This window comes from Bacteroidetes bacterium SB0662_bin_6 (assembly GCA_009839485.1).
Lineage (GTDB): Bacteria > Bacteroidota > Rhodothermia > Rhodothermales > VXPQ01 > VXPQ01.
The window spans coordinates 105,586-131,396 of sequence record VXPQ01000046.1 but is presented as its reverse complement, the minus strand read 5'-3'; the positions used below and the strand labels follow the sequence as shown (position 1 = coordinate 131,396).

The window sequence follows — 25,811 nt, the reverse complement described above, 5'->3', positions numbered from 1 at the left end:
ACCAGCCACTCCGTGAACGCAAAAAACGCCCGCATATTGCCTCACCCCGGGTGATTCAATGTGCTCCTTTCGCTCTTTGCTTTTTTCAATCCATCGAAAACGGTGAGTCCGGCTGGTCCTCATACCGGATTTCGTCCACCGGTTCGCATTTGCCCTCACCTGCATAGAGCCGGTTCGGACAATTCACGATCAAGGCATCTTCCGCACCCACGTTACGATAGGCGTGCACAACCCCGGGTGGAACGAGAATCGCCGCAGGGCGGGCCACACCGAATTCTTCCCGGAAACGGTACCCGAAAGAGGGGGAACCGGGACGTGTATCCCACAGATACAGCCGGAAGGCGCCGCTAAAAAAAAGAAACAGATCCGTTTGCGCCACATGCTCGTGGGGCCCGCGGGCCACCCCAGGATGCGTCAGGGAAACGTACCCCATCCGGGGATGCACCGCTTCAGGCAGTTCGTCGCATCGAAAGAACTCAGCCAGCCAGCCCCGATCGTCTTCGTAAAATCGGAGCGGATGGATCTCGCAGCCGCTTATTTCACCCTTTTTCCAATCAGGAAATGCTGTACTCACTGCGTATTCAAGGATAGAAGTTCTTCGTAAACGAGGTCACGGGCCAACGCATTCGCCTCGTGCCACCCATCCATCGTGCCTGCATCCCCCCACCAGCTTTTCAGCACACCCCAGGAAAGCCGACCTTCCCGGATGTAGGCATTGCTCACGTCGCTTATTTCGTATTCTCCACGTGCGCTTGGAGACAATCCTGCAATGATATCAAATACTCCGGCATCGTAAAAATAGAGGCCGGTCACACAATAGTTGCTTGGAGGGGTGGAGGGTTTTTCGATAATCTCGACAATCCGGTCCCCTTCGAAACGAGGGACGCCATAGCGCTCCGGGTCGGGCACTTCTTTGAGTAGTACCCGGGCTCCTGATCCCTCGGTCGCCAATTGCTGCCGAAATGCGGTCACCTGATCGCCAATATCCTCTCCGAGGATGTTGTCTCCAAGAATAACAAGCAGGGGATCGCCCGCCGTGAACGACGCACAAAGCGCAAGGGCCTGTGCAATGCCACCGGGTTCATCCTGTACGCGAAAGGTCAGGTCAAGCCCGAGATCACGCCCGCTTCCCAGGAGGTTCACCACATCTCCCATATGTTCAGGGCTTGTAACCACGGCCACTTCCCGAATACCCGCCCGGCGCATCCGCACCAGGGGGTGGAAAATCATCGGATAGCGGCCTACCGGAAGCAAATGCTTGTTGGTGATCCTGGTCAGCGGATACAAACGGCTTCCCAGCCCGCCGGCTAAAAGAACGCCTTTCATAGGTTGATCTGCGGGCATGTAATCAGGATATATACCAGGATGGATTATGTGCGGGCCACATACTGCTCGTTATACCATCTGCGCCAGGATTCGTCGAGCACGGCCTTTAGCCATTCCTCATTCTCCAGATACCATGCAATGGTGGTATCGATCCCCTGCAGAAGATCGTGCCGGGGACGCCAACCGAGTTCGCCTCGCACCTTCGAGGTGTCCATGGCATACCGGTAATCATGGCCGGGACGATCTTTTACGAAAGAGACGAGTGCCCGGGACGTGCCTTCCGGCCGATTCAGTGCCCGGTCGATTCTATCCAGCACTATATGCACGAGCTCGAGATTCGTACGGCAGGTTTCGCCGCCTACGCCGTAGGTTTCCCCGTCGGCGCCCGAAAGGAGAATGGTTTCGAGGGCTTCGCAATGATCCTCCACGAAAAGCCAGTCGCGAATGTTTTCTCCCTTGCCGTAGATTGGAATCTCGTTCTCTTTCATGGCCCGGACAATAACAAGCGGCACGAGTTTCTCCGGGAATTGTCGGGGGCCGTAATTGTTTGAACAGTTCGAAACGACCACCGGCAGGCCATACGTTTGCCTCCAGGCGCGCACAAAATGATCAGCAGCAGCTTTCGAAGCCGAATAGGGAGACCGTGGGTCGTACGGCGTCGTTTCGGAAAAGAGGCCTTCGGAACCAAGGCTTCCGTATACTTCATCGGTCGAGACATGATGGAAACGATAGCGTCCGGTTTCGAACTCGTCGGGGTTCCAAGTGGCCCGGGCCTCTTCCAGCAGGGTGGCCGTACCCAGCACATTGGTCTCCACAAAGGACAGGGGGGCCTGAACGGAACGGTCTACATGACTCTCCGCAGCAAAGTGCACTACGGTAGAAAACGCATGCTCCTTGAACAGGCTACGGACTATATTCCGGTCGGAGATGTCCCCGTGCACAAAAAAGTAGTTTTCCGCCTTCTCGATCGGCGCAAGATTCATAAGGTTGCCTGCGTACGTCAGGGAATCGAGGTTCACGAACCGTACCTTGGGATAGCGCGGCGCCATCCTGAGCAGAAAATTGGATCCGATGAATCCGGCTCCCCCGGTAACCAGCACGGATCGGGGGACGTGTTTATGATGTGTTCGGAGGGTGTGCGGATCCACGAAAGGCGCAGGGAATGGATGGGCGAAGAACGAAATGCAGCGCCGGGCTTTATACAGTACGCGTCCGGCGCGGTTTCGGGGACAGGCGCTCTCCAGGCAACATAGCAAGGAGCTTGATATGGCTCAGGAAGACAAGGCGAACGCCCCGAAAAAAGATAGCCCGTTGTATCTGCTTGACGCTATGGCGCTGGCCTATCGCGCCCACTTTGCGTTCATCAGCAGGCCGCTGATAAATTCACGCGGCCAAAACACCTCAGCGGCATACGGCTTTACCAATACCCTGCTGAAACTGATCGAAGATCACGGAATCACCCATATGGCGGTGGTTTTCGATGTCGTAGGTCCGGGAGCAGGCACGTTCCGCGACGAACTGTTCGAAGAATACAAGGCAAACCGGAGTCCGATCCCTGAAGATCTTGCCGAAGCGCTTCCCTGCATCAAGGATATTGTGGAAGCTGCCGGCGTGGCTGTGCTCGAGGTCCCCGGAGTGGAAGCCGACGATGTCATCGGCACCCTGGCGCATCAGGCGGCCAAAGAAGGAACCGATGTGGTGATTGTGTCTCCCGATAAGGATTTTCAGCAACTTCTCGGCGAGCGCGTCTCCATGTTCCGCCCCGCTCGCCGGGGAGAAGCCTTCGAACCTGTCACGGTGGATACGTTTCAGGAAAAATACGGCCTCCCGCCGATCCGGTTCATTGACCTGCTCGCACTGATGGGAGACGCCAGCGACAACGTGCCGGGAGTACAGGGAATTGGCGAAAAAACGGCGGGGACATTGATTCGGGAGTATGGCTCTCTGGAAGAACTTCTTGAGCATGCGGCGGAAGTGAAAGGGAAGCGCGCTCGCGAAGGCTTGCTCGCACACCGGGAAGACGCCCTGCTCAGCAAACAGCTGGTTACGATCAAGACGGACGTGGCGCTTGACGTAACGCCGGCCCAGCTCGTGCGCTCTCACCCAAACCGTGAAGCACTGCTTTCCCTGTTCAACGATCTCCAGTTCAATACCCTTTTCCGGAAAGTGAAGGCCGGAGCGTTTGCACAGATTGGAGAAGAGCCTATGCAGACCGGAGAGGAGCAGCAAGCCGTGGCGCCTGTTGCGGAAACACCGGGGGAGGAACCGCCGCGTCCCGCATTCTTTTCCGGGGAGCCGGCCGATTCCACTGATCTCGTATCGTACGATCCGCAAACGGTGACCTACCGTCTCATAAGCGACAGGGAAGCCTTGCAGGCGGTCGTTGAAGCCTTGCAGGCAGCGGACCGGTTTGCTTTCGACACGGAAACCACCTCGGTCGATCCGATGTGGGCGTCGCTGGTGGGTATTTCTTTTGCGCAAGAAGCAGGAAAAGCCTGCTACATCCCGACGCCCTTGCCGGATGGAACGCCCACAGCCGATATCCTTGCCGTGCTTGAACCGGTCCTCCGCGGCAATGCGCTCAAAATCGGCCAGAACGTCAAGTATGACGTCATCACGCTGGAGCGGCACGGAATACGCACGAAAGGTCCGTTTTTCGATACCATGGTGGCGCATTACCTGTTGTCCCCCGAAGAACCGCACGGCCTCGATTCGCTGGCGCTGAAATTCCTGCACTACAAAACCATTCCGATCGAGGACCTCATCGGGACAGGAAAGAATCAGCTGTCGATGCGGGATGTGTCTCCGGACAAGATCTGCCCATACGCCTGCGAAGATGCAGACATCACCCTGCGTTTGGCGGATACGCTCGCCGCGGGACTGAAGGAAGACGACTTGCTGGAAATTGCGGAACGGATTGAGTTTCCTCTTCTGCGCGTGCTGGCGGACATGGAAATCACCGGTATCCGGGTCGATCCGGATATGCTCGCGGCGCTCTCCGAGGAGATGGGCGCGCACATTCGTGATCTGGAGGAGAAGGTCTACAGAGAGGCGGACGAAACCTTCAATATCGGTTCCACGCAGCAGCTCGGCCGCATCCTGTTTGGGAAGTTGGACCTGCCGATCGTGGCAAGAACGTCCACAGGCGCCCCTTCCACGAAAGAAGATGTACTGGAAACCCTTGCAGCGAGGCATCCCCTGCCGGCACTGATTCTCGAATGGCGCAAGTTTTCCAAGTTGAAAAGCACCTATGTCGATAGTCTTGGCAAGTTGATCCATCCTGACACCGGCCGCATTCACACCAATTACAACCAGACGGTGGCCGCCACGGGAAGGCTCTCCTCGGCGGGGCCGAACCTGCAGAATATTCCCATCCGGACGGACAAGGGCAGGGAGATCCGCAAGGCGTTTGTCGCTCAAAAGGGGTGGAAGCTGCTTTCGTCAGACTACGTACAGATTGAACTCCGTATTCTGGCTTCCATGAGTGGAGACAAAGCGCTCAGCGAAGCATTTCGGCAAAAGAAGGACATACATAGAGCCGTAGCGGCAATGATATACAACGTTTCACCTGAAGAAGTACATGAAGATCAGCGGCGTAAGGCGAAAGAGGTGAATTACGGCATTCCTTATGGCATTTCCGCATGGGGTCTGGCCCAGCGGCTGCGATGCCAGGTCGGAGAAGCCCAGGAATTGATCGACAGCTATCTGAAAACGTATCCCGCGGTCACCGCCCATATCAACAGGGTGGTAGAAGAGGCCCGGGAAAGAGGATACGTACGAACGATCCTCGGGCGCCGGCGTTTTGTGCCGAATATCAATTCGCGCAATCGAACCCAGCGATCTTTTTCCGAGCGTGTGGCCGTGAACATGCCGATCCAGGGATCACAGGCCGATATGATCAAGATCGCCATGGTGCATATAGCCCGCCGGTTGAAGCAGGAAGGACTCGCGGCGCGTATGTTGTTGCAGGTGCATGATGAACTCGTCCTCGAAATGCCGCCGGAGGAAATCGATACGGTACAGGCAATAGTCCGCCAGGAAATGGAATCGGCGCTCTCGCTCGATGTGCCCATTGAGGTACATATGGATACAGGCGATAATTGGCTCGACGCACATTGATGAACACACCAAAAGGCTTTGTATTCGAGGAGGCGTCGGGAGGCGTTGAGGCATATCGTCTGGAGGACAACGGCTTGCAGACACTATTGCTTCAGGATGCCACGGCCCCCGTCGCAACATTCATGATTACCTATCGGGTGGGCAGCCGCCACGAGCCGGAGGGGCTCACCGGCGCCTGCCATTTTCTCGAACACCTGATGTTCAAGGGATCGGCCCGGTTCAACAAGCAGGCCGGTACGTCTGTGTTCAATGTGTTGCAGCGCGTGGGGGCCCGCGTCAACGCCACGACCTGGCTGGATCGGACGAACTATTACGAGATGCTTCCCGGAGAACACCTCCCCCTTGCCGTGGAAATAGAGGCGGATCGTATGCGGGGAGCCTTGCTGCAGGATGAGGACATGGAGCGGGAACGCACCGTGATCCTGAACGAGCTCGATCGGGGAGAAAACGACCCGGTCCGCAAGCTTTTCCATGAGGTATGGGCTGCTGCCTTCACGGTGCACCCCTACCATCATCCCGTGATCGGGTGGCGGGGCGATGTCGAGCGTCTGACCCCCGACGGCTTGCGGCATTTCTATGATACCTACTACCGGCCCGACAATGCGACGGTCAGTATCATCGGGGATTTTGACAAAACAGAGGTGCTTGAGCTTGTGCACCGCCATTTTGGCAAAATCCCGAACCCGGAAGAGGCCTTGCCTGCAATACATGTGCGGGAACCGGCCCAGGAGAAGGAACGCCGCGTGATCGTACGCAAGGCGGGTTGGCAAGGAGCAGTTATGGTTGCATGGAAATCGCCTCGCGGGCTGGAGGCGGACACGGATGCGCTCGACATGCTTTCCGCTATTCTTTCCGCCGGCAAGAACGGGCGCCTGTATCGCCGGCTGACAGACACCGGGATCACGACAAGCGCCTGGGGGGGTGTTTCCCGATTTTGCGATCCGGGTCTGGCGTATGTGTTTGCAAGACCGTCGCCGGACAAAACCCATGAGGAAGTCGAAGCCGCCATTCATGCGGCGGTGAACGAGATCAAGGAAAGCGGAATCACGGAAGAGGAGCTCCAGAGGGCCCGAAACCAGCGCAAGGCACAGGCGGCTTTTAGCCGGGACGGTTCGTTTTCGGCCGCTGCAGAACTCAACGAAGCCATTGCTGCCGGAGACTGGAAACTTTACACCACGATGCAGGACCGGATCAATCAGGTAACCGGAGCGCACATACAGCGTGTCGCGCAGGAGTATTTCGTAGAGAATAGTTGTACGACCGGGTACTATATACCTGACGCAGAGGCCTCCTCATGAATGTTTCTCCACAGGCCCGGGCCCGTACCCCATCCTTCGCCGAGCGTATTTCCGAACACCGCGTCGGTCCCTGCCGGCTCATCATGCTGCCTACGCCCATCCCGAATGTCGTAACGTGGTGCGGATCGTTCCATAGCGCCCCGGACATGGGCAATAAGGAAGAGTTGCTGCTGCAGCACCTGGTCGTATCCATGCTGGACAAGGGCGCCGGGACACTGGATCGATTCGCCCTGTCGGAAATTCTGGAAAACAAGGGGGCGGAGTTGGCATTTTCATCAGATGTCCTTCGTATCGATTTTTCGGGCCGCGCCCTGAAAAAGGACGTTGCTGAAGTGCTGGGCCTGACCGCTTTGCAATTGCGGGAACCATTACTGGCCGAGGAAGAACTTGCCAAGGCAAAAGACAGAATTTCGGCATCCATCAAGCGTTCGATGGAAAGTACGGGCGCCCAGGCGTCCGGGGCGCTGCGGCGGCGGATATACGGTGTCTCGCATCCTAACTATATGCAGGAATTCGAAGAGCAGTTGGAGCAATTGCAACAGTTCTCGATAGACGATGTCCAGGCGTATCATGCTGCACATTTCGGCGCCAATGCATGTACGCTCGTGGTTGTAGGAGATGTGGACGAGCGTGCAGTGAGCAAGGCGGTGGAAAACCACTTTTCGGGATGGCCATCCCACGATGCATTACCGCGCTTCGCAGAAACGCCCGAACAGCATGCTCCCGGCTCGTCAACCGTTTTCATCGCCGATAAGGAGAATGTGGATGTACGTCTCGGGCATGCCCTTGCGATACGGCGGGATGATCCCGGTTACATTCCCGCCTTTCTTGCCAATTTTGCACTGGGCGGAAATTTCTCGGCACGGCTGATGCAGACCATTCGCGACGAAATGGGTCTGACGTACGGCATAGGCGCCTCCCTGTCGGGCGTTTCCACGGAATACGACGGGCACTGGCAGGTGGCGGTAACCCTGTCGAGGGAATATGTGCAGCAGGGGATAGAGGAAACCGTCAAACAAATTCGTCACTTCGTCGTCGGCGGCGTGGCCCCGGAAGAACTCCAGGAGAAGAAAACCACGGTAACAGGAGCGTTCAAAGTAGGGCTTTCCACCACATTCGGGCTGGCGAAGACACTGCTCAGCAATGTGGAACAGGGATTCGAGATAGCCTATCTCGACGAATTTCCGGATAAAGTGGAGAGTGTTTCGGTGGACGAAGTCAATAGAGCAATCACACAAGTATTCGCCCCCGACGCAATGCATGTTACGCTGGCCGGGAATGTTCAGGAGGGAGATATCCGCCTGTAGGATGCTCTGATCAAAGCGGACTTAATCAGAGCATCTTTCAGGGGGTATCCGCCCGATAGGTGTCGGGATATCCCGGCAGAAGTGTGACAAGATCAGGTGTTGTCCACCATCGGGGAGATATCCTTTCACCCGACCGCTTTGGGCCCGGTGACGGCCTTGTCCGGACTCGGAAAGATAAGCGCGAGCAGCACGTAGGCAATAATCGCAGGAGGGCCCCCGGTAAAAATCAGGATGATTACGAATGCTACGCGAACCAGCGTGGTATCCAGGTCGAAATACTCCGCTATGCCGGCGGCGACCCCTGCAATTTTTTTGTCGCGGGACTTTGTAAGTTGTTTTTTCACGCCCTTCTCTCTGGGTTTGGTCTTACTCGGCTTCGGTGCTTTGTATTTCCTTCGGGGACGCCACGACAGCACGCCAAAACCCAGAAGGATAATCAGAATACCCGCCATCCAGGGGAGCATCTCGGCAAGGGCGCGAACACTGTACCCTTGCCAGATACCTATTTCCTGAACGATATAGATGGCGCCCACAAGGATAAGGGAAAGCCCGGCTATCATGGGCAGATTCCAGAATTGTTTGCCCGGCGCCTCGCTTTCCTCAAACAGAAAGCGTTCCATTTCTTCGTCCGACAGCGTTCCGGGATCCGCAGGTTGGGGTTCTTCTTCAGGCATATCCTTCAGCAATAGATAAAGAGGTTGGCAGGTTGGCGGTCACTGACCGGGGCCACTAATGCGGATACATAACAGACCCGCACAAGACCCTGATTATGCAATTACGTGTACGTTGCGAAACCGTCCAAGGTTACACAGGGGCTTCCGTTCGGACCACCTCCTCCTCCGTAACAAGGATGTCCATGCGCATATCGTGCAGTTCGGAGGGAATGGATTCAAGCAGGCAGGCCTGGTAGGTCACGCCGATTCGGATAGCCTGAAGACCTTGCAGGAAGGCATCATAGTACCCTTTCCCGTGCCCGATCCGGTGGCCATCCCGCGCTCCCCCGAGCATTGGGACAATAACCGTATCGATCCGATCAGATGGCACTTGCTCACTCCCTGCAGGTCTGGGAATTCCCCATGGAGGCTCCATAATGGGTTCTTCTCCCGTATACCGCACCGCGTACATGGACGGAACACCGATATCCGGCACCAGAGGCAGGCCAACCGCTACATCCTGCTTCCGGAGCCGGGTAATCAGCGAACGCATGTCCGGTTCGTGCCGCTGGATCATCGGCCAGTATGCAAGGACAAACCCGGCGCAGTCCAATTCGGGAAGCGCAAGAATACGCTCCACCATAGCGGCGCTCCGCCGCGCATAGTCGTCCTCTGCCAGGTTCTTCCGGTAGTTGTCGAACTGCTTTCGCAACCTCGACTTCTCGCTCGAATCTGTCTTGTCGGGGTGGAGGCTCATGGGTTACAACGTATGCGCGGGAAGCATTTTATGGAGATTTCAGATAAAAAGAGGAGGGGTTGTGGTTGATCGAGGTATCCTTATTTCATATCTTGTCAGGCTATTAAAAATAAACAAACGCCCGGGTTTCATCGTTCATCTTTCACCGGAATAGAATGATGAAAACCTTCTTTCTATATACACAAGCCATTTTTGTGTAGCCCACATCATCGTCATCATGTTTGAGAGCCTCTCACAAAAGGTTGAAGGCGCGTTAAAGCGCGTCAGTGGCCAAGGGCGCATCAACGAGTTGAATGTCGCGAGCATGATGCGTGATATTCGGCGTGCCCTTTTGGAGGCCGATGTAAACTACCAGGTTGCACTGGATTTTACGGAACGTGTTCGTAATGAGGCGCTTGGGGAAGCTGTTCTATCGTCGGTTTCTCCCGGCCAGCAACTCGTAAAACTGGTGTATGACGAGCTGGTGCGTCTCCTCGGAGATGATCACAAAGAAATTACCCTCGCACAGCATTCCCCCACGGTCGTCCTTGTGGCGGGCCTGCAAGGATCCGGCAAAACCACCTTCTGCGCAAAACTTGCCCACTATTTCAGGCAGCAGGGCCACACTCCTTTGCTGGCGGCGGCGGATGTGTACCGCCCGGCAGCAGTAGCGCAACTCGAGACACTGGCCCGATCGATTGACGTGCCGGTTTATTCCGTGATGGAGGACGGGGAACCCGTCCAGGATGCGGTGCGCGTAGCGCGCGAAACCATCCGGCAGGCCCGGCGCACGGCGCGCGACATCGTCATCGTAGATACGGCAGGGCGGCTTCATGTGGACGAGGAAATGATGACCGAAGTGGCGGACATCAGGCGTGCCGTAGACCCGGATGAAATTCTCTTTGTAGTAGACAGCATGACGGGGCAGGATGCCGTCCAGGCGGCGCTTGCTTTCAATGAACGTCTTGACTTCGACGGCGTCGTACTTTCCAAGCTGGATGGAGATACGCGCGGCGGTGCAGCGCTCTCCATACGCTCGGTCGTGCAGAAGCCAATCAAATTCGCTTCCACGGGCGAAAAGGTAGAGGCCCTTACGCCGTTTCACCCGGATCGTATTGCACGACGCATCCTCGGTATGGGCGATGTTGTCTCGCTCGTCGAAAAAGCCCAGGAGCAATTCGACGACCGACAGGCGGAGCAACTACGTAAAAAGATACGTTCACAGGATTTCGATCTGGCCGATTTCTATGAGCAAATCCAGCGAATCCGAAAAATGGGCTCGCTCAGCGAAATTGCCGGCATGCTTCCGGGCACGGGTCGCCAGATGGGCGATCTGAATATTGACGACAACGCCTTCGTACACATTGAAGCCATTATCCTTTCCATGACGCCCGAGGAACGTCGCCATCCGTCTATACTGAACGGAAGCCGCCGCCGCCGTATCGCACGGGGCAGTGGAAGAGAGGTGCGTGACGTGAATCAACTGCTCAAGCAGTTCAAAGACATGAAAAGGATGATGAAAACCGTCTCGCGTATGACGGATGCCAAAAGGTCGATAGACCTTGCCGGGCTGGTAGGTCGGGCATAGCATCTCTATTACAGCAGAGGGCGGCAAAAAACTCCGCTTTTACCACACATTTAATCAATCATCGGAACCAAGAGGCTCACACCGTGGCAGTCAGACTTCGTTTGCGTCGTATGGGGCGCAAGAAACTTCCGCTCTGGACCATAGTCGCCGCCGATTCGCGTCGTGCGCGTGACGGTCGCTATATCGAAAAACTCGGCAATTACAATCCTCTCGTTAAGCCCTCTGAAGTGGATCTTAACGCAGAAAGGATCCATTACTGGCTTTCGCAGGGAGCGCAGCCATCCGACACCGTACGCAATCTTCTGAGTCGGGAAGGCATTTTACTGGAGCGACATCTTCGCCTCAAAGGAAAATCGGAAGAAGAGATTCTCCAGGCGGTAACGGAGCATCGCGAACGACATGCAGCGAAGCGGGCGGTCTCCACGAAAGAGACCGCACAAACCCGCCGCCAGAAAGTACTGGAGGAGGAAAGGAAACGTGTGACCAAGCAGGAAGCGGAGACAGCAAAGCGCCGGGCGGAAGAACAGGAAAAAGCGAGGCTGGAGGCGGAAGCAGCTAAAAAGAAGGTGGCCCAGGAACGTATCGAGGCGGAAAAGGCTGCTGCTGCCGCTGCTGAAAAAGATCAGGCTGCAGCCGGGAGCGCCGAGACGGAACCGGAAGATGCCGCGGAGGCTGCCTCTGCGGAAAAGGCGGATAACACGGAGCAGGAAGCGCCGGAAGCCGCTGCCGAAGAGCCGGCTGTGACAGGGAGCGCCGAGACGGAACCGGCAGATGCCGCGGAGGCAACCTCTGCTGAAAAGGCGGACAGCACCGAAGAGGAAGCGCCGAAAGCCGCTGCCGAAGAGTCAGCGGCAGCCGGGAGCGCCGAGGCGGAGGCGGAAGATGCCGCGAAGGCTGCCTCTGCGGAAAACGATACCCCTGAAGAAAAGGCGAAAGAGAAAAAGCCGGAAAAGTAACGACTTCTTCCGTGCCTGTTCATTGATCTCATGGCAAAATCCAGCCCAACTGATACGCTCCTGCTTTTGGGACGCGTATACCGGGCGCATGGGCTGTCGGGCGAAATCAAGGTAATTCCCGAAACGGACGACCCGAAAAGATTCGAAGCATTGTCGGCGCTGTATGTCGGGCAGACTCCCGACACGGCTCGTAGTATGAACGTGCAGGGAGTCCGCTACCAGCACGCCCGGAAGGGACCGCTCGTACTTCTCAAGTTGGAAACCGTCGACTCGCGGGAAGCAGCCGAGGCCTTGCGGGGGGCTTCACTTTATGCCTCTGCGGATACACTCCCCGGCCTTGACGCCGATGAATTTTACCTTCGCGATCTGGTTGGACTTGCTGCTATCGAAGAAAATGGGGATCGGATCGGCGTAGTGGAGGATGTGTTGGCGTTCCCGGAACAAGATATGCTTGTGATTGCCCGTGACGGCCAGCCTTCCGCCATGGTGCCGGCTGTCCCCGAATTCGTGGTGGACATTGATCTTCAGGCAGGACAAATTACTCTTCGTGTTATCGAAGGGTTACTTGACGGATAAACAGGAAATACACTGTGCGCATCGATATTGTCACCGTACTTCCTGAGTTGGTTGCCAGTGTGCTGAAACACGGCGTACTCCAGCGGGCCTCCGATAAAGGCCTGATGGACATCCGGGTTCGCGACATCCGGACGTACGCATTGGATAAACACCGGCAGGTGGACGATTACCCGTACGGGGGCGGCGCCGGCATGGTATTGAAACCGGAACCCGTTTTTCGGTGTATAGAAGCGATTCGGGCGGAAAGCGACGTATCCGTTGACGAGATCGTGTATCTCACACCGGATGGCGAAACCTTGACGCAAGAGACGGCTACAGCAATGTCTCTGCAGGAACACGTTGTACTCCTGGCAGGGCATTACATAGGGGTGGATCAGCGGATCCGCGATGCGCTGGTCACCCGGGAAATATCCATGGGGGACTATGTCCTGAGCGGTGGTGAAATACCCGCGCTCGCCCTTGCAGATGCCATGGTGCGCTTGATACCCGGAGTGCTGGGAGATGCCGAATCGGCATTGTCCGACTCGTTTCAGGACGGATTGCTGGGGGCTCCGGTGTATACGCGTCCCGCTGAATTTCGGGGCATGAGCGTGCCGGAGGTTTTGCGCTCCGGAGACCATAGAGAAATCGCCCGCTGGAGAGAACAGCAACGACAGTACCTGACGCAACACCGAAGACCGGATTTATCGGAAGACTGAATCTGCATCCCGGAACCTGGTTCACGTCAGGCATCATCATAATTTTTACATCATCCTGTTTAGAGGTACACTGCCATGGCTACGGATCTATTACATCTCGTCGAAATGACCCAGGCTCGAGACGATATGCCGGAATTCCAGCCCGGCGATACGGTGAACGTACACTTTCGCGTAGTCGAGGGAGATAAGGAACGTATCCAGCAGTATCAAGGCGTCGTCATTGCCGAACAAGGTTCAGGTGCGGGTCGGACGTTTACAGTGCGCAAAATATCCAACGGGGTAGGGGTTGAACGTATTTTTCCGCTCTACTCCCCGAAGATCGCGAAGATCGAACGGGTTCGTCAGGGGCGCGTGCGTCGGGCAAAGCTCTATTTTCTGCGGTCCCGGCGCGGAAAGGCGGCACGCATCAAGGAGAAGATCCATGACGCGTCCAGGCGATAGGGAAGCGGGAGACATAACCCCTGTCACAAAAAATCGCAAGGCGTATTACGAATACCACGTCGAGGAAACGATCGAAGCGGGAATCGCATTGCGGGGCAGCGAGGTAAAGTCCGTCCGGCAGGGAAAAATCAGCCTCCAGGAGGCCTGGTGCCGTATCGAGGGGGGAACGATGAAGTTGATGGACTGCCATATCGCCCCGTATGAGTTTGCCGATGCCTCGACAGCGCCTTCGCCGGTACGCCCCCGGCAACTTTTGTTACATCGCCGGGAGCTCCTCAAATGGGAAAAAGCCTGTGCCCGGAAGGGCTATACGGTGATTCCACTGTCCGTTTATTTAAGAAACGGATATGCGAAGGTGAAAGTCGGTCTTTGTAAAGGGAAAAAACTGCATGACCGGCGAGCCAGTGTCGCCGAGCGGGAAGCAAAGCGCCGCATGGAGCGGGCGCCCCGTGTTCGGCATTGAAACACATGGATGCAACTCCGGATCATTCTTGCTGCCACAGTGTCGAGGGAATACCTCACTGAAGCAGGCAACCCATGAAATTTCCTCCGATTGACAAACAACTTGCGCTGATCGAGCGCGGCGTGGCGGAAATAATCCCGCAAGACGCGCTTATTGAGAAACTGCGCAAGGCGGAAAAGACGGGCGAGCCACTCATTGTCAAGTTGGGGTGCGATCCAAGTCGCCCCGACCTGCACCTGGGCCACTCGGTCGTACTCCGTAAACTGCGGCAATTCCAGGATCTTGGTCACCAGGCAGTGCTTATCGTAGGGGATTTTACGGGAATGATCGGCGATCCAAGCGGGCGCTCACAGGAACGTCCGGCGCTCACCGTCGAGGAAACCAGAGAAAACGGACGTTCCTACTTTGAACAAGCATCGCGTATTCTTGACCCCGAACGCACCCGGATCGTTTACAACTCGGAGTGGCTGGAGAATCTGAGCTTCAGCGATGTGATTCAACTGGCGGGTAAATATACCGTCGCCCGGATGCTCGAACGCGACGATTTCGAAAAGCGATACAGGTCCGGAGAACCGATAGGCATCCATGAATTTCTGTATCCTCTTGCCCAGGCACAGGATTCGGTAGCGATCCGGGCGGACATCGAACTGGGTGGCACAGATCAGAAATTTAATTTGCTCGTAGGCCGGGCAGTGCAGCAATCCGAAAAGATGGAGCCGCAGGTATGCATCATGATGCCTATTCTTCCCGGCACGGACGGTGTCGAGAAAATGTCCAAGTCGCTCGATAACTATATCGGAATCTCGGAACCGCCTGAGGAAATCTACGGGAAGACCCTTTCCATTCCGGATGACCTTATCTACCCCTGGTTCGAGCTGGCCACAAACGTCCCGACCGAAGAACTGCCGGCGATAGAAGCCGCTGCGAAACGGGAGCCCCGAAACACGAAACACCGGCTTGCGTGGACCATCGCAAGCATGTACCACGGCGACGATGCAGCAGATAAAGCGCGCAGCCACTTCGAAAAAACCGTGATAAAGGGAGGCATCCCGGAAAACATGGAAAGCGTCCGGTTTGCAGCGGATGAAGGGCCTCGGATGGGTATTCTTGACCTGATGACCCGAACAGGGCTTACGAGTTCGAACGGGGAAGCACGGCGTCTGATTGCGCAACATGCCGTCTCCATCGACGGAGAGAAAATATCTGACGTGCGGCTGGAAGTGGATGTGCATGCAGGCCCTTCGTTCGTAATCAAGGCGGGCAAACGGCGGTTCGTCCGCATTCTGCGGGAGGAAGAAGACGCCTCCTGAGTGGAACCATTACCCTGGGGATACATACTTAAGGACACTCTGATTAAGTCCGCAAAGCTCAGAGGCTGAGAGGGGTGGGCTGGCAAGGAATGACGAAGCAGTGTGGCAGGCCCCACACAATGAGGAATGACGCGGTCAGCGTGCCCCTCGCAGCCTCCCGAAGGGCGCTTCATGTGTGCGACACACCGAATCCGCAGTGTTTTCTGCTGATTTATCATGACGCTCTTTGCGCATGAAAGTGAAGTGCTGAGCGAAGTGGTTTTGATCAGAGTATCCTTAACCGCATATGCGGGTACGCTGACCGCTGCGAGTACGTACATCGCTTCTGCTTGTAATGCGCACGCGCCACATCTTTCTCCTTCTCGGCTTTCTTTTCCTGTCGCATGCCGGGTACGCCCAATCGGCGGATCACGACATAGAGGAAGGAGTCTCGGCCTTTCAGGAAGGATCGTACGAAAAAGCCGAGCAGGTTCTGCTGAATATCACGGAGTCGGATCCGGATCGTGCGGAAGCACATTACCTGCTGGCCCGCCTGTATACCGAGACGCCCTTATCTGATCCGGACAAGGCTGAAGATGCGCTGGACGAGGCTATCCGGATCGAACCGGAGAACCCCGATTATCTGGTCGCCAAATTATTGCAATTGCGCAAGAAACCCCGGACTGTTCTGCAAGAGCGTATCCGCGAACAGCGGCGAATCGCACTCTCAAAACGGATTCTCTCTATCGATTCGGCCAATGCGTTCGCTCACGAGGAACTGGGCACGCTTTTTATCCGCGACTTCTGGCGGTATCGCAATGCCCTTATGTTTCCGAGCATGGCCTTCAGCGGTAATTTGTATCGCGGAAGCGAGGCCATGGCGCTGGGTGATCCGCCGCTTGCCTTGCAGGAATCGCCTCTGCAGGAGGATCTGGAAACAGACGACACGTTCAACGATACGGAAGCGTCTCCTCAACAAATAATGCCCGCTTTCGCGGCCGATCCCACCAATGTGTTTCTCGCGGACCGCTTCGATGTAGAAGAACTTGAGGAACAGGGAGTGCCTGTCCTGGATTTGTCGGGACGAGCGCAGCATGCGTACGAACGTGCGGTCGCACATCTCGAGGACGCTCTCTCGTCTGATCCTCTCAGGCACTCTGTGTATCGTCAACTCATGAAGATCTATGCCCTGAAGGGGGAATACGATACCGCCCGGGAGATGCTTGAAAATATGCATGCGTCCTTTCCGGAAGACCCTTCTACATGGCTGTATCTGGGACTGGCGCAGGCATACGGAGGCGATCCTCAAGGGGCCGCCAGCGCGTTCGAGACGGCTTTGCAGTACATGGACAACGAGGAAAAAATCGTCTTTGAAACCCTCTCATTACTACTTCTTCCCACGGAAGAAGAGCTCTACGAAGAGGATCCTGTTACCTATGCCTCCCGATTCTGGGCAAGCAAGGATCCTCGCTATCTCACGCCCTGGAACGAACGAAAGATCGAGCACTATGCGCGACTTGTGTACGCCGATCTGCTGTACGGCAGTGAAGGCCTCGAGTTACGGGGCTGGGATACGGAACGGGGGCATATTCTGGTGCGGTACGGACCGCCTGAGCGGGATGTCGTTATAGTTCCAGGCAGTTCTTCCGGTGTGAGGGATGTAGGACTGGCGCCCACCTCCCGAACAGATTCCAGGGCCGTGCCAACACCCACCGACATGAGCTTTTCCCCGCGAACGGCCCACATCGGCGGGGATTTCGACATGCTGTCGGAAGCCAATACCTTCAACATATGGGACTATGGCGATTTTCGGTTCGTGTTCGAGGATCCGTTTCGCAACGGAGAGTACCGGCTGTATTCCCCCACCGCTTCCGATATGTCTGCCGGAGTCCCGGCCTGGCTGAACGATTACTCGATCATTGCGGAAGAAACGATTGCCCGGACTCCGGAGCTATACGAATACGAAGCACCGGGGCGGCGGGTGGATATCCCGTTTGTGGCGAGCGCATTCAAGGGAAGCGGGGAGGATGCGGATATTTATGTGTCGTACGGCATTCCGATTTCCGAGGACGGAATTCAACAGGAAACCATAGACGTAGCTGCCCGCATCGGCGCGTTTCTTGTCAGCGAACGCCGCGACATCCTGGTCGAAAGGCGGCAAACGATATACGGGCTCAGAGGCGATCACATTCGTTCCTTCGACGAGGCGCATCTCTGGGTGGGAGGACAGGTTATGACGGCGCCCCCGGGACAGCATGAGGTATCCATGGAGTTTGAAACGGTGAGTGGAGGCACCATCGCCGTGCAGCGCAGGGCCATTGAGGTGCCTGATTTTACAGAAGACGAACTCCAGGTCAGCGACCTTATGCTGGCCTACACTATCGAAGAGGCCGATCCTGATAATGTAGAAAGCGCTACCGTACACCGGGGAGAATTTGCCATTATCTCCGCCCCGTGGAACGTGTTTTCGCATAGGCAGCCCATTTATCTTTTCTTCGAGATATACCGGCTTACGCGTACGGAGGATGGGGAGACGCAGTACGAAATGGAGGCCCGGCTTACACCCAGGAACAACGCAAGGGGTATAGCCCGGGTCGTAAGAAATATTTTCGGGACAGGTGGCGGCGTATCGGTGAGCGTACCCGGCTCAGGATCATTGCCCGACGAGACAAACTATCTTATCCTTGACGCCGCCAATCAGGCGCCCGGACTATATACCCTCACGCTGCGTGTACGTGATCTCGTGAGCGGGAAAAGCGTCGAGCGTACGATAGACCTTTTTCTGGAATAAGCCGGGGGTTGAAAAGAGCGGGCGTGCTCAGCCGTCCCTCTTGAGAATTTCTTCAAGCACACCCGGAACGGAGGCATCCATTTCCTCCACCTGGCGCACCATCTTTGCCTTGTAATCAACTACCCTGTCGAGCACATCGGTATCGGCGGCGCCGATAATCTGCGCCGCCAATAGCCCTGCATTTCCTGCTCCGCCAATCGCCACGGTGGCGACGGGAACACCTCGAGGCATTTGCACGATCGATAGCAATGAATCAAGACCGTCCATTTTCTTCCCGGGTACAGGAACCCCAATCACGGGCAGGGGGGAATAGGCAGCGATCATCCCCGGCAAGTGGGCAGCTCCCCCGGCCCCGGCAATGATCGCCCTGATGCCGCGTTCATGCGCTGTACGCGCATATTCAGCCATGTGGTGAGGGGTGCGATGGGCCGAAAGGACACGGATCTCGAACGGTATGTCCAGGGTGCGCAGCACTTCTGCTGCTTCGGCCATGACGGGCAGATCCGACTTGGATCCCATTGCAATGCCTACAAGGGCCATGGTTTGAAGAGTTGTAGTGTCACAAACGAAGGTGTGCAGCAGCCGTCTCGGCAAGACGGCGCGCAGCAATGCGGTCGTTGCCGGTAACAGTGACATGTCCCATTTTACGATGCATCCTCACATTCGGTTTGCCATACACATGCACGGCTACGCCAGGAACCGTCAAGGCTTCATTCAGCCCTGCGGGAGACGCTGTTCCGTCCCGGCTTCCGAATACATTCACCATAATCGCTACAGGCGTACGCAGTTCCGGGTTTCCCAAGGGGATATCCAGCACGGCCCGGACATGGTTCTCAAACTGAGACGTGTAGCTGCCCTCAATAGAATAGTGTCCCGTGTTGTGCGGCCGTGGGGCCAACTCGTTAATCAGAATGTCTCCGTCCTCCGTATGAAAAAGTTCAACGGCAACCAGTCCCGTTCCCTGAACCGCTTCCACAGCAGCAAGCCCTATCCGGCGCGCCTCGTCCGCTTCGGCGTCTTCAATACAGGATGGAACCTCTACCGCATAACAACGATGATTGCGCTGTTCGGTATCCGCAACGGGATAAATGACATGCTCGCCCCCGGGTCGGCGGGCAACAAGCACGGAAAGCTCTCTCCGGAACGAAACGAAAGCTTCTATTAACAAGCCGTCTTCTGCCGCAAGACGCTCCCACGCTGCCCGTAGTTCGTCTGCTGAGTGGACGGTCGCGTTACCGTATCCGTCGTACGCATGCGTATATCTTTTTGCGAGTACGGGATACCCGAAGTGGTTCGCTGTCTCTGTGGCCTCTTCGAGCGTGGCGCAGCATGCAAAACGGGGGACGGGTAGCCCCGCGTCCCGCAGCCAGGTTTTCTGGCGGCCTTTATGCCGGACAATGCCGAGGGTGAATGAGGCAGGGCGAACAGGGACACGGCCCTGTAGAGCGGCCTCGGCTTCTTTTACCGGAGCCCATTCGCTCTCAGCCGTCACTACCTCGCAAACACTCCCGAAATCGCGCAGTACGCCGGCATCCGTCCAATCGCCCACGAAGGATTGCCCAAGCCCCCTCACGGGCCCGGACGCCTCCGGGAGTAAAAAGCGCACATCGAAACCCATCCGCATGGCGGCAAAGGCAGTCATCCGGGCCAGTTGCCCGCCACCAAGAATTCCCACTACAGGAAAAGCTCCTTTCGGAAAAGACGGCATAAACCCTATACTCTGCCCGAATTCCTGATACCTGCGAGCAACTCTTCCAACTCTTCCTCTGACTCGACAAGCACTTCACGCGCTTTGGACCCCACAAACCGGCCTACAATGCCCGCCGTCTCAAGTTGATCCACAATACGTGCGGCTCGAGTGTACCCAACGGACAGTTTGCGTTGCAGAAGGGAGACCGAACCCTGGCGGGCGCGCACGATAATGTGGGCTGCCTCGTCGAAGAACGGGTCTATATCATCTATGCCGGAAAGATTCCCTGCACTGCTTTCATCTCCGAAGGGGGGCAGCATATAGGGACCGGGGCCTTTCTGGCGCGCCACAAAATCCACTACGCGGTCGACTTCTTCGGAGCTTACGAACGGCCCTTGCAGACGGGCCGACCTGCTTCCCAGCATATACAAAAGGTCTCCGTTACCGACAAGACCTTCTGCACCGTTCTGATCGAGGATCGTGCGGGAATCTACTTTGGAAGCAACCTGATAGGCAATGCGTGCGGGGAAATTCGCCTTTATCAACCCGGTGATCACATCGACGGACGGACGTTGCGTAGCAAGCACAAGGTGTATGCCTACGGCGCGCGCCATCTGAGCGAGTCGTGCTATAGGCGCCTCTATATCTTTGCCCGCCAACATCATAAGGTCTGCAAGCTCATCTATAATAACAATAATATATGGCAAATGGATAAAGGCCTCTTCCTTGTCCAGTTTCCCGGAACGAACCTTTTTGTTGTAATCCTTGATAGAACGAACCTGGGCCGCAGAAAACAGATCATAACGTATTTCCATCTCCCGCTCACAGGACTTGAGCACCCCCAACGCCTGGGCCACGTCCGTGATAATCGGCTCCTCGCTATTCTCCGGCATAGCCACATAGTGGTCAACCATGTATTTGTATTGCTGCAACTCGATCTTTTTGGGATCGATCATTACAAACTTCAGATTGGCGGGATGGCAGGCATACATCAATCCGGTAATCAGCGTATTGAGTCCCACCGATTTACCTGAGCCGGTCGCTCCTGCAATAAGCAGATGGGGAAGTTTGGCCAGATCCGTTAAAAAAACTTCTCCTTCAATGCTTTTGCCGACCGCTATAGGCAACTCCATCTCGGAATCACGGAATCGGGTAGTGCCTATGACATCACGGATCCGAACGAGTTCACGGCGCCGGTTCGGGATTTCAACACCCACGGCGGATTTTCCGGGAATCGGCGCAATCATCCGGATCCCCCCGGCAGCCATCGCCATAGCGAGATCGTTCTCGAGGGCTGTGATGCGGTTTATCTTCACACCAGGGGCCGGTGTCAGTTCGTACAATGTAACGGTCGGCCCAACAATTGCATTGATATCACGTATTTCGATGCCGTACGTATCGAGTTTGTCGAGAAGGATTCGCTTGTTTTCTTCCAGTTCGTCGTAGTCGATCGGCACCTCATCAGCCTCGCGCGCATCAAGCAGATCAATTGTCGGGAAACGATACCGGGCCGCAAGCTTCTCGCGGGGAATATCTACCTGCCGCTCCACGATATCGGCGTGTTCCTCCTCGATACGCTGCTGGACATGTATTTCAATATCCTTTTCCGTAGCCGGGGCATGCGCTGTACTGCGAGCGGGAGGAGACATACCCTGGAACGTGTCATTCAGCGTACGGCTTGAGGCAGAGGGGGCAGGGGCTGTCGTACTGCCGGAGGATCGCCGGGCTGCCGTTTGTGACGGCTCATGGCGAGTTTCGGGGAGGTCTTCGGAATCACCCGCTTTTCGTTTGGCCTGTTTCGCCTTGCGATTCGCTTCCACACGTTTTTTACGCGCGGCCCGGCGGCGTCCAGTGGCGGCTTTTACCGAGGCGGTCCAGGATCCGAACCTGTCGAAGATACGCTGCAGGTCATGGCCCACGAGTAGCAGGACAGCAATTGCAAGAGACATGGCAAGGATCACAGCCGATCCGATCGTGCCGAGAACATGCTGGAGCCACCCGGCCACGCCAAGGCCAAGGCTCCCGCTCCACAACGCAAGCTCCACCTCAAAAACGAGTGCAATCCAACCGAGAAGGCCGGCTACGGTGAATGTGACAACAAGAACCAGGATTCCCGTCGAAACCAGTTTGCCGGTCAGGCGCCGCCGGAGCAGCAGATATCCCACCATGCACATAAATGCCGACAGAAGTACAACCGGATAGCCCAGAAAACGAGGTACAAGGAGTTGAGCCATCCATGCACCCGCCAGACCAAGCGCATTGGACACCTGGTTTTCTCCAGGAACAAATGCATCGCTCAGTGTGCTTCCCCGCACAATGACGTCATCGGAAGTATGGTAGGTAACCAGCGCCAGCCCGATAAGAAAAGCCAGGGTCATCACGACGAGGCCAAGCACTTCATGCATACGGCCAGCGGATGCACCTTGCTTGTTTTCCCCGGAAACTCTCCTCCGGTTATGCCTTTTTCCCGATCGTGAAGCCATCACTCAAGGTACTGCGTGCCGAAGAAAAAACCACCGGATACTCTGATTAAGTCCGCAAAGCTCAGAGGCTGAGAGGGGCACGCTGGCAAGGAATGACGAAGCAATGTGGCAGGCCCCACATAATGAGGAATGACGCGGCCAGCGTGCCCCTCTCAGCCTCCCGAAGGGCGCTTAACGCACGCACGTGAAGCGCTGGGCGAAGCGGTTTTGATCAGAGTATCCGATAGGTGCGAAACAGTGTGCATACCATGCAAACGGGCGGACAAAACCTTGTACCCCGGTTATACAGCGGCAAGGGCAGGCTCCGTTTTATCCAGCACAATCCGGTTTTCCCTGTAATAGGGGAGTACAGGCAGGGAATTGAACTGGAAACAATAGTCTACGTCGTCCTCAAAGCCTTTCGAAGCAAGCCATCTCGCATGGCTGCCCTGCCGCAAGGTAGCTTCCAGATGCATGCGATTGCGGTCGTATAAGGAAAAGGCTATGAGCGCCGTGTCGGAAACCCCTTCAGCCCGCTGCCCATCCCACAGTCGATCCAGTATATAGCCTGCACAAAGTGTGTCCTCCAGTGAAACCCGGTGTTTCTGGCCTGCACAAATGATGGTCAGGTCATTTCCTGATTTGCGGATCGCTTCGACAATACGATCAATGTTCAGGAAACACCCGATCAGAAGGTTCTTTGCGTCCTGTCCCTTGTGCATGGCTACAGTACCGTTGGTCGTACTAAGAATGATCGTCCGACCCTGCACCCTCTCGCGGGTATACTCCAGGGGCGAATTGCCGCAATGGTACTCTTCGATCCGAAAGCCGTCGCGTTCGCCGCCCAGTAGATAACTCGCCTGATCGAGGTTGGACGCAATTTTCCCTGCCTGATCCATATCCGGCACCGGAACCACATCCCGGGCGCCGTTACACATTGCAGTTACGATCGTCGAACAGGCCCGCAACACGTCGATCACAACCACAGTGTGACCCTCCACTTTTTCTGCCGGCACGGATTGGCCAGTGATAAATACTTCTGTGTTCATGGAAGGGTTGTCGGATAGGGGAGAAACAAATGATGCGTAAGGCACCGGAAGATAATTCCTGTCTTGCCGAAAAGCGCGACAGGCGGTTCAGGTTTTATGCAACGGGGGCTTCTTAACAAGCGCATGAAGCGTACGGGATCGAACCGTTACGTTTATTTGAGAATCCGGCATGGTGCAGGACGGGTCGTTGGGCACATATCCCAGACCGATACCTCGTCCGAGCATCGGTGATTGCGTTCCGCTCGTCACCACGCCCGTGTCCGGTCCCGCCGCGGTCGATATACTATGACCACTTCTTGGAATACCCCCTTGCTCCTGGACGATGAATGCCACCAGTTTCCGGGATGGACCTTCCGAACGTACACGTTCCAGCGCGGATTTTCCGATGAAATCATCCTTGTCCATTCGGACAAAATAACCCAGGCCGGCCTCGATGGGGTTGGTTTCCTCCGTAATATCGTTTCCGTAGAGACGGAACGCAGCCTCCATACGAAGAGTGTCCCGGGCGCCCAATCCGGCAGGTTTCAACCCCTCGTCCGTCCCGGCCTTCAGGATTCTGTCCCAGACGGACCCGGCCAGATCGACATCGCAATATATCTCGACGCCTGCCTCTCCCGTATAGCCCGTTGCAGAAACGATAAAAAAACGTGCTCCTTCAAAACACCCGCCGGAGGTATGCCGGAAGTGAAACGGCTTCAAGCCATGTAAATCTTCCTCGATCGCGGCCTCGGTAATAGCCCGCGCCCGCGGGCCCTGTACGGCAATCAGGGCAATCTCATCGGACAGGTCTTCAATGATCGCCTTCGCCGGGTTATTCCGGATCATCCACATGAAATCCTTTTGGCGGTTTGCAGCATTGACCACAAAAAGGTATTCGTCGTCGGCAAGACGATATACGATCAGGTCATCAATAATACCGCCATCTTCCCGGCACATACAGGTATAAACGGCCTGCCCGGCCTGAAGCGACATCACTTCGTTCGTGACCAGATATTGTGCGCAGGCAGCCGCGTGAGGGCCGCGAACAAGGATTTCTCCCATATGGCTGACATCGAAGAGGCCTGCCTCTCCGCGAACCGCACGATGCTCTTCAAGGATACCCTCCGTATAGCGTAACGGCATTTCGTAGCCGGCGAATGGCGTCATCCGCCCGCCGAGCGCAATGTGACGGTCATACAGCGGGGTTTTTCGGAGAGTCCCGGATTCAGTTGATGCCATGGATGTCAATGTTGCAAGCGCCAGGCGGTGTAGCCTGCACGGATCAGTGTTTCGGTAGCAGCTGCAGCCGTGGCGTCTTCCGCGAAACCCATACGGAAAGCACCCCCGGTTCCTTCGCGTATTTTGAGCAATTCGATATCCTTGATATTCAATGATGCCTCGTAGAGTATCCTGGCGATCGAGAGAAGTTCGCCAGGGCGATCTTCCGCGTAGACATACACGTCCGCAAGGGGATGCAGGAAGCCTTTTGTGTTGCGGGGTATCGTTTCCCTTTTGGATCGGGCGTCCTGGAACCGGCTCTGCAAGGTTTCCATATCGCCACGGGCGAGCTCCTGGCGAAGAACCTCTATTCGCCCGGTAAACGAATCGAGCACTTCCAGAATGTGTGTATCGTTCGTTTTCAGGATGTCGCTCCACACATCGAAAGGGGAGGAGGCAATACGAGTCATATCCCGAAACCCGCCGGCAGCGAGTTGGAGGAAGGCATCGTCCTGTCCGTCCTGGTTCGCCACATGGTTCATTAGCGCCACGGCAAGCAACTGGGGGAGGTGGCTGACAAACGCGGCGATACGGTCGTGGCGAGCAGGAGGAAGCACAATAAGCCGGGCGCCGGTGGCCTCGATCAAGGCCACGAAAGAGGCACACTCCACCTCCAGGGCGGAAGTATCCATGTGGTCCGGAGGACAAAGTACATAGGCCGCGTTTTCGAACAACAAGGCATCTGCCTGATCGATTCCCCGGCGTTCGGAACCGGCCATGGGATGCCCGCCGACAAACAGGACCCCTGAGGGCAACACGGCCGAAGCACAGGCTGCAACAGGGCCTTTTACGGAACCTACATCCGTAACAATGGCGCCCGCCTTGACATGAAGAGCAATCTGCTCGAGGATTTCCAGAATCGACCGGATGGGGGTAGCCAGTACGATCACATCGGCGCCGGAGACTGCCTCCTCCAGAGAGGATGCCGCGCGATCAAGGGCGCCGATCGCTATTGCCCTGTCAAGCGTGGCGGATTGGTCAAAGCCAATGATCTCGACGTCCTGCGCCTGTTTTTTCCATACGAGGCCAAGGGATCCGCCAATCAGGCCGACGCCAATGATGGCAACGCTTTGCATAGGGGATGACAGATCAATGCACGCTCACAAGATGGA

22 protein-coding genes are annotated in these 25,811 nt (G+C 56.2%); 11 read left to right on the top strand and 11 right to left on the bottom strand.

Annotated elements, in window-relative coordinates; all coding sequences use genetic code 11:
- Positions 1 to 85: 85 nt before the first annotated feature.
- Genes F4Y00_08535 through rfbB form a run of 3 tightly spaced genes read right to left on the bottom strand, consistent with a single transcriptional unit; the run spans position 86 to position 2,474 of the window.
- Positions 86 to 574, bottom strand: a complete 489-nt coding sequence (locus F4Y00_08535; GenBank protein ID MYE05000.1) for a dTDP-4-dehydrorhamnose 3,5-epimerase — start codon at positions 572 to 574, stop codon at positions 86 to 88.
- Entirely contained in the window at positions 571 to 1,326 is a 756-nt protein-coding gene (locus tag F4Y00_08530) for an NTP transferase domain-containing protein (GenBank protein ID MYE04999.1), read from the bottom strand. The genes F4Y00_08535 and F4Y00_08530 overlap by 4 nt, the downstream gene beginning before the upstream one ends.
- A 44-nt stretch (positions 1,327 to 1,370) precedes the next feature.
- Positions 1,371 to 2,474, bottom strand: a complete 1,104-nt coding sequence (gene rfbB, locus F4Y00_08525; GenBank protein ID MYE04998.1) for a dTDP-glucose 4,6-dehydratase — start codon at positions 2,472 to 2,474, stop codon at positions 1,371 to 1,373.
- 118 nt (positions 2,475 to 2,592) lie between these two features.
- On the opposite strand from rfbB, the gene polA reads away from it, so the two are divergent.
- Genes polA through F4Y00_08510 form a run of 3 tightly spaced genes read left to right on the top strand, consistent with a single transcriptional unit; the run spans position 2,593 to position 8,050 of the window.
- A complete protein-coding gene (polA, locus tag F4Y00_08520; GenBank protein ID MYE04997.1) occupies positions 2,593 to 5,445 on the top strand; it encodes a DNA polymerase I in 2,853 nt (950 codons plus the stop codon).
- Entirely contained in the window at positions 5,445 to 6,743 is a 1,299-nt protein-coding gene (locus F4Y00_08515) for an insulinase family protein (protein MYE04996.1), read from the top strand. Before polA ends, F4Y00_08515 begins: the two co-directional genes overlap by 1 nt.
- On the top strand, positions 6,740 to 8,050 hold the full coding sequence (locus F4Y00_08510) for an insulinase family protein (protein MYE04995.1): 1,311 nt from the start codon (positions 6,740 to 6,742) through the stop codon (positions 8,048 to 8,050). The genes F4Y00_08515 and F4Y00_08510 overlap by 4 nt, the downstream gene beginning before the upstream one ends.
- A 125-nt stretch (positions 8,051 to 8,175) precedes the next feature.
- Here the strand turns inward: F4Y00_08510 and F4Y00_08505 are convergent, their stop codons facing one another.
- Positions 8,176 to 8,610: a PspC domain-containing protein gene (locus tag F4Y00_08505; GenBank protein ID MYE04994.1), complete on the bottom strand. Its 435-nt coding sequence runs from the start codon at positions 8,608 to 8,610 to the stop codon at positions 8,176 to 8,178.
- Positions 8,611 to 8,854: 244 nt separating this feature from the next.
- Positions 8,855 to 9,460, bottom strand: coding sequence for a 5-formyltetrahydrofolate cyclo-ligase (locus F4Y00_08500; GenBank protein ID MYE04993.1), 606 nt, complete (start codon positions 9,458 to 9,460; stop codon positions 8,855 to 8,857).
- A gap of 217 nt (positions 9,461 to 9,677) precedes the next feature.
- Here F4Y00_08500 and F4Y00_08495 point away from each other — a divergent pair, with 217 nt between their 5' ends.
- From F4Y00_08495 to F4Y00_08460, 8 genes are all read left to right on the top strand, one after another.
- Positions 9,678 to 11,027: a signal recognition particle protein gene (locus tag F4Y00_08495; GenBank protein MYE04992.1), complete on the top strand. Its 1,350-nt coding sequence runs from the start codon at positions 9,678 to 9,680 to the stop codon at positions 11,025 to 11,027.
- An 83-nt stretch (positions 11,028 to 11,110) separates the two neighbouring features.
- Positions 11,111 to 11,983 (top strand): 30S ribosomal protein S16, encoded by an 873-nt coding sequence (gene rpsP / locus F4Y00_08490; protein ID MYE04991.1) that lies wholly within the window; start codon positions 11,111 to 11,113, stop codon positions 11,981 to 11,983.
- A 30-nt stretch (positions 11,984 to 12,013) separates the two neighbouring features.
- Positions 12,014 to 12,559 (top strand): 16S rRNA processing protein RimM, encoded by a 546-nt coding sequence (gene rimM / locus F4Y00_08485; GenBank protein MYE04990.1) that lies wholly within the window; start codon positions 12,014 to 12,016, stop codon positions 12,557 to 12,559.
- Positions 12,560 to 12,573: 14 nt separating this feature from the next.
- A complete protein-coding gene (trmD, locus tag F4Y00_08480) occupies positions 12,574 to 13,257 on the top strand; it encodes a tRNA (guanosine(37)-N1)-methyltransferase TrmD (GenBank protein MYE04989.1) in 684 nt (227 codons plus the stop codon).
- 75 nt (positions 13,258 to 13,332) lie between these two features.
- Entirely contained in the window at positions 13,333 to 13,698 is a 366-nt protein-coding gene (locus tag F4Y00_08475; protein ID MYE04988.1) for a 50S ribosomal protein L19, read from the top strand.
- Complete coding sequence (gene smpB / locus F4Y00_08470; GenBank protein ID MYE04987.1) at positions 13,679 to 14,161, top strand: SsrA-binding protein SmpB; 483 nt, start codon at positions 13,679 to 13,681, stop codon at positions 14,159 to 14,161. Before F4Y00_08475 ends, smpB begins: the two co-directional genes overlap by 20 nt.
- A 74-nt stretch (positions 14,162 to 14,235) precedes the next feature.
- On the top strand, positions 14,236 to 15,471 hold the full coding sequence (locus F4Y00_08465; protein MYE04986.1) for a tyrosine--tRNA ligase: 1,236 nt from the start codon (positions 14,236 to 14,238) through the stop codon (positions 15,469 to 15,471).
- 334 nt (positions 15,472 to 15,805) lie between these two features.
- Positions 15,806 to 18,241: a tetratricopeptide repeat protein gene (locus F4Y00_08460; protein ID MYE04985.1), complete on the top strand. Its 2,436-nt coding sequence runs from the start codon at positions 15,806 to 15,808 to the stop codon at positions 18,239 to 18,241.
- 27 nt (positions 18,242 to 18,268) lie between these two features.
- Here F4Y00_08460 and purE read toward each other — a convergent pair whose 3' ends face one another.
- The 6 genes from purE to F4Y00_08430 form a co-directional block, all read right to left on the bottom strand.
- The gene (purE, locus tag F4Y00_08455) at positions 18,269 to 18,781 is read right to left on the bottom strand and encodes a 5-(carboxyamino)imidazole ribonucleotide mutase (GenBank protein ID MYE04984.1); all 513 of its coding nucleotides are present in this window, start codon (positions 18,779 to 18,781) and stop codon (positions 18,269 to 18,271) included.
- Positions 18,782 to 18,800: 19 nt separating this feature from the next.
- Entirely contained in the window at positions 18,801 to 19,949 is a 1,149-nt protein-coding gene (locus tag F4Y00_08450) for a 5-(carboxyamino)imidazole ribonucleotide synthase (GenBank protein ID MYE04983.1), read from the bottom strand.
- A 5-nt stretch (positions 19,950 to 19,954) separates the two neighbouring features.
- Complete coding sequence (locus F4Y00_08445; protein ID MYE04982.1) at positions 19,955 to 22,414, bottom strand: DNA translocase FtsK; 2,460 nt, start codon at positions 22,412 to 22,414, stop codon at positions 19,955 to 19,957.
- Between the two features lie 281 nt (positions 22,415 to 22,695).
- Positions 22,696 to 23,442: a 2-phosphosulfolactate phosphatase gene (locus tag F4Y00_08440; GenBank protein MYE04981.1), complete on the bottom strand. Its 747-nt coding sequence runs from the start codon at positions 23,440 to 23,442 to the stop codon at positions 22,696 to 22,698.
- Positions 23,443 to 23,529: 87 nt separating this feature from the next.
- The gene (gcvT, locus tag F4Y00_08435) at positions 23,530 to 24,660 is read right to left on the bottom strand and encodes a glycine cleavage system aminomethyltransferase GcvT (protein MYE04980.1); all 1,131 of its coding nucleotides are present in this window, start codon (positions 24,658 to 24,660) and stop codon (positions 23,530 to 23,532) included.
- A 5-nt stretch (positions 24,661 to 24,665) separates the two neighbouring features.
- Entirely contained in the window at positions 24,666 to 25,775 is a 1,110-nt protein-coding gene (locus tag F4Y00_08430) for a prephenate dehydrogenase (GenBank protein MYE04979.1), read from the bottom strand.
- Positions 25,776 to 25,811: the final 36 nt, after the last annotated feature.

Bases quoted from the DNA above. Each gene is read 5' to 3' on its own strand.
- F4Y00_08450 (MYE04983.1), bottom strand. From the start codon at position 19,949: ATGCCGTCTTTTCCGAAAGGAGCTTTTCCTGTAGTGGGAATTCTTGGT.
- purE (MYE04984.1), bottom strand. From the start codon at position 18,781: ATGGCCCTTGTAGGCATTGCAATGGGATCCAAGTCGGATCTGCCCGTC.
- F4Y00_08505 (MYE04994.1), bottom strand. From the start codon at position 8,610: ATGATAGCCGGGCTTTCCCTTATCCTTGTGGGCGCCATCTATATCGTT.
- F4Y00_08515 (MYE04996.1), top strand. From the start codon at position 5,445: ATGAACACACCAAAAGGCTTTGTATTCGAGGAGGCGTCGGGAGGCGTT.
- F4Y00_08440 (MYE04981.1), bottom strand. From the start codon at position 23,442: ATGAACACAGAAGTATTTATCACTGGCCAATCCGTGCCGGCAGAAAAA.
- rimM (MYE04990.1), top strand. From the start codon at position 12,014: ATGGCAAAATCCAGCCCAACTGATACGCTCCTGCTTTTGGGACGCGTA.
- F4Y00_08475 (MYE04988.1), top strand. From the start codon at position 13,333: ATGGCTACGGATCTATTACATCTCGTCGAAATGACCCAGGCTCGAGAC.
- F4Y00_08465 (MYE04986.1), top strand. From the start codon at position 14,236: ATGAAATTTCCTCCGATTGACAAACAACTTGCGCTGATCGAGCGCGGC.
- polA (MYE04997.1), top strand. From the start codon at position 2,593: ATGGCTCAGGAAGACAAGGCGAACGCCCCGAAAAAAGATAGCCCGTTG.
- gcvT (MYE04980.1), bottom strand. From the start codon at position 24,660: ATGGCATCAACTGAATCCGGGACTCTCCGAAAAACCCCGCTGTATGAC.
- F4Y00_08495 (MYE04992.1), top strand. From the start codon at position 9,678: ATGTTTGAGAGCCTCTCACAAAAGGTTGAAGGCGCGTTAAAGCGCGTC.
- F4Y00_08510 (MYE04995.1), top strand. From the start codon at position 6,740: ATGAATGTTTCTCCACAGGCCCGGGCCCGTACCCCATCCTTCGCCGAG.
- F4Y00_08460 (MYE04985.1), top strand. From the start codon at position 15,806: ATGCGCACGCGCCACATCTTTCTCCTTCTCGGCTTTCTTTTCCTGTCG.
- F4Y00_08500 (MYE04993.1), bottom strand. From the start codon at position 9,460: ATGAGCCTCCACCCCGACAAGACAGATTCGAGCGAGAAGTCGAGGTTG.
- smpB (MYE04987.1), top strand. From the start codon at position 13,679: ATGACGCGTCCAGGCGATAGGGAAGCGGGAGACATAACCCCTGTCACA.
- F4Y00_08530 (MYE04999.1), bottom strand. From the start codon at position 1,326: ATGAAAGGCGTTCTTTTAGCCGGCGGGCTGGGAAGCCGTTTGTATCCG.
- F4Y00_08430 (MYE04979.1), bottom strand. From the start codon at position 25,775: ATGCAAAGCGTTGCCATCATTGGCGTCGGCCTGATTGGCGGATCCCTT.
- F4Y00_08445 (MYE04982.1), bottom strand. From the start codon at position 22,414: ATGGCTTCACGATCGGGAAAAAGGCATAACCGGAGGAGAGTTTCCGGG.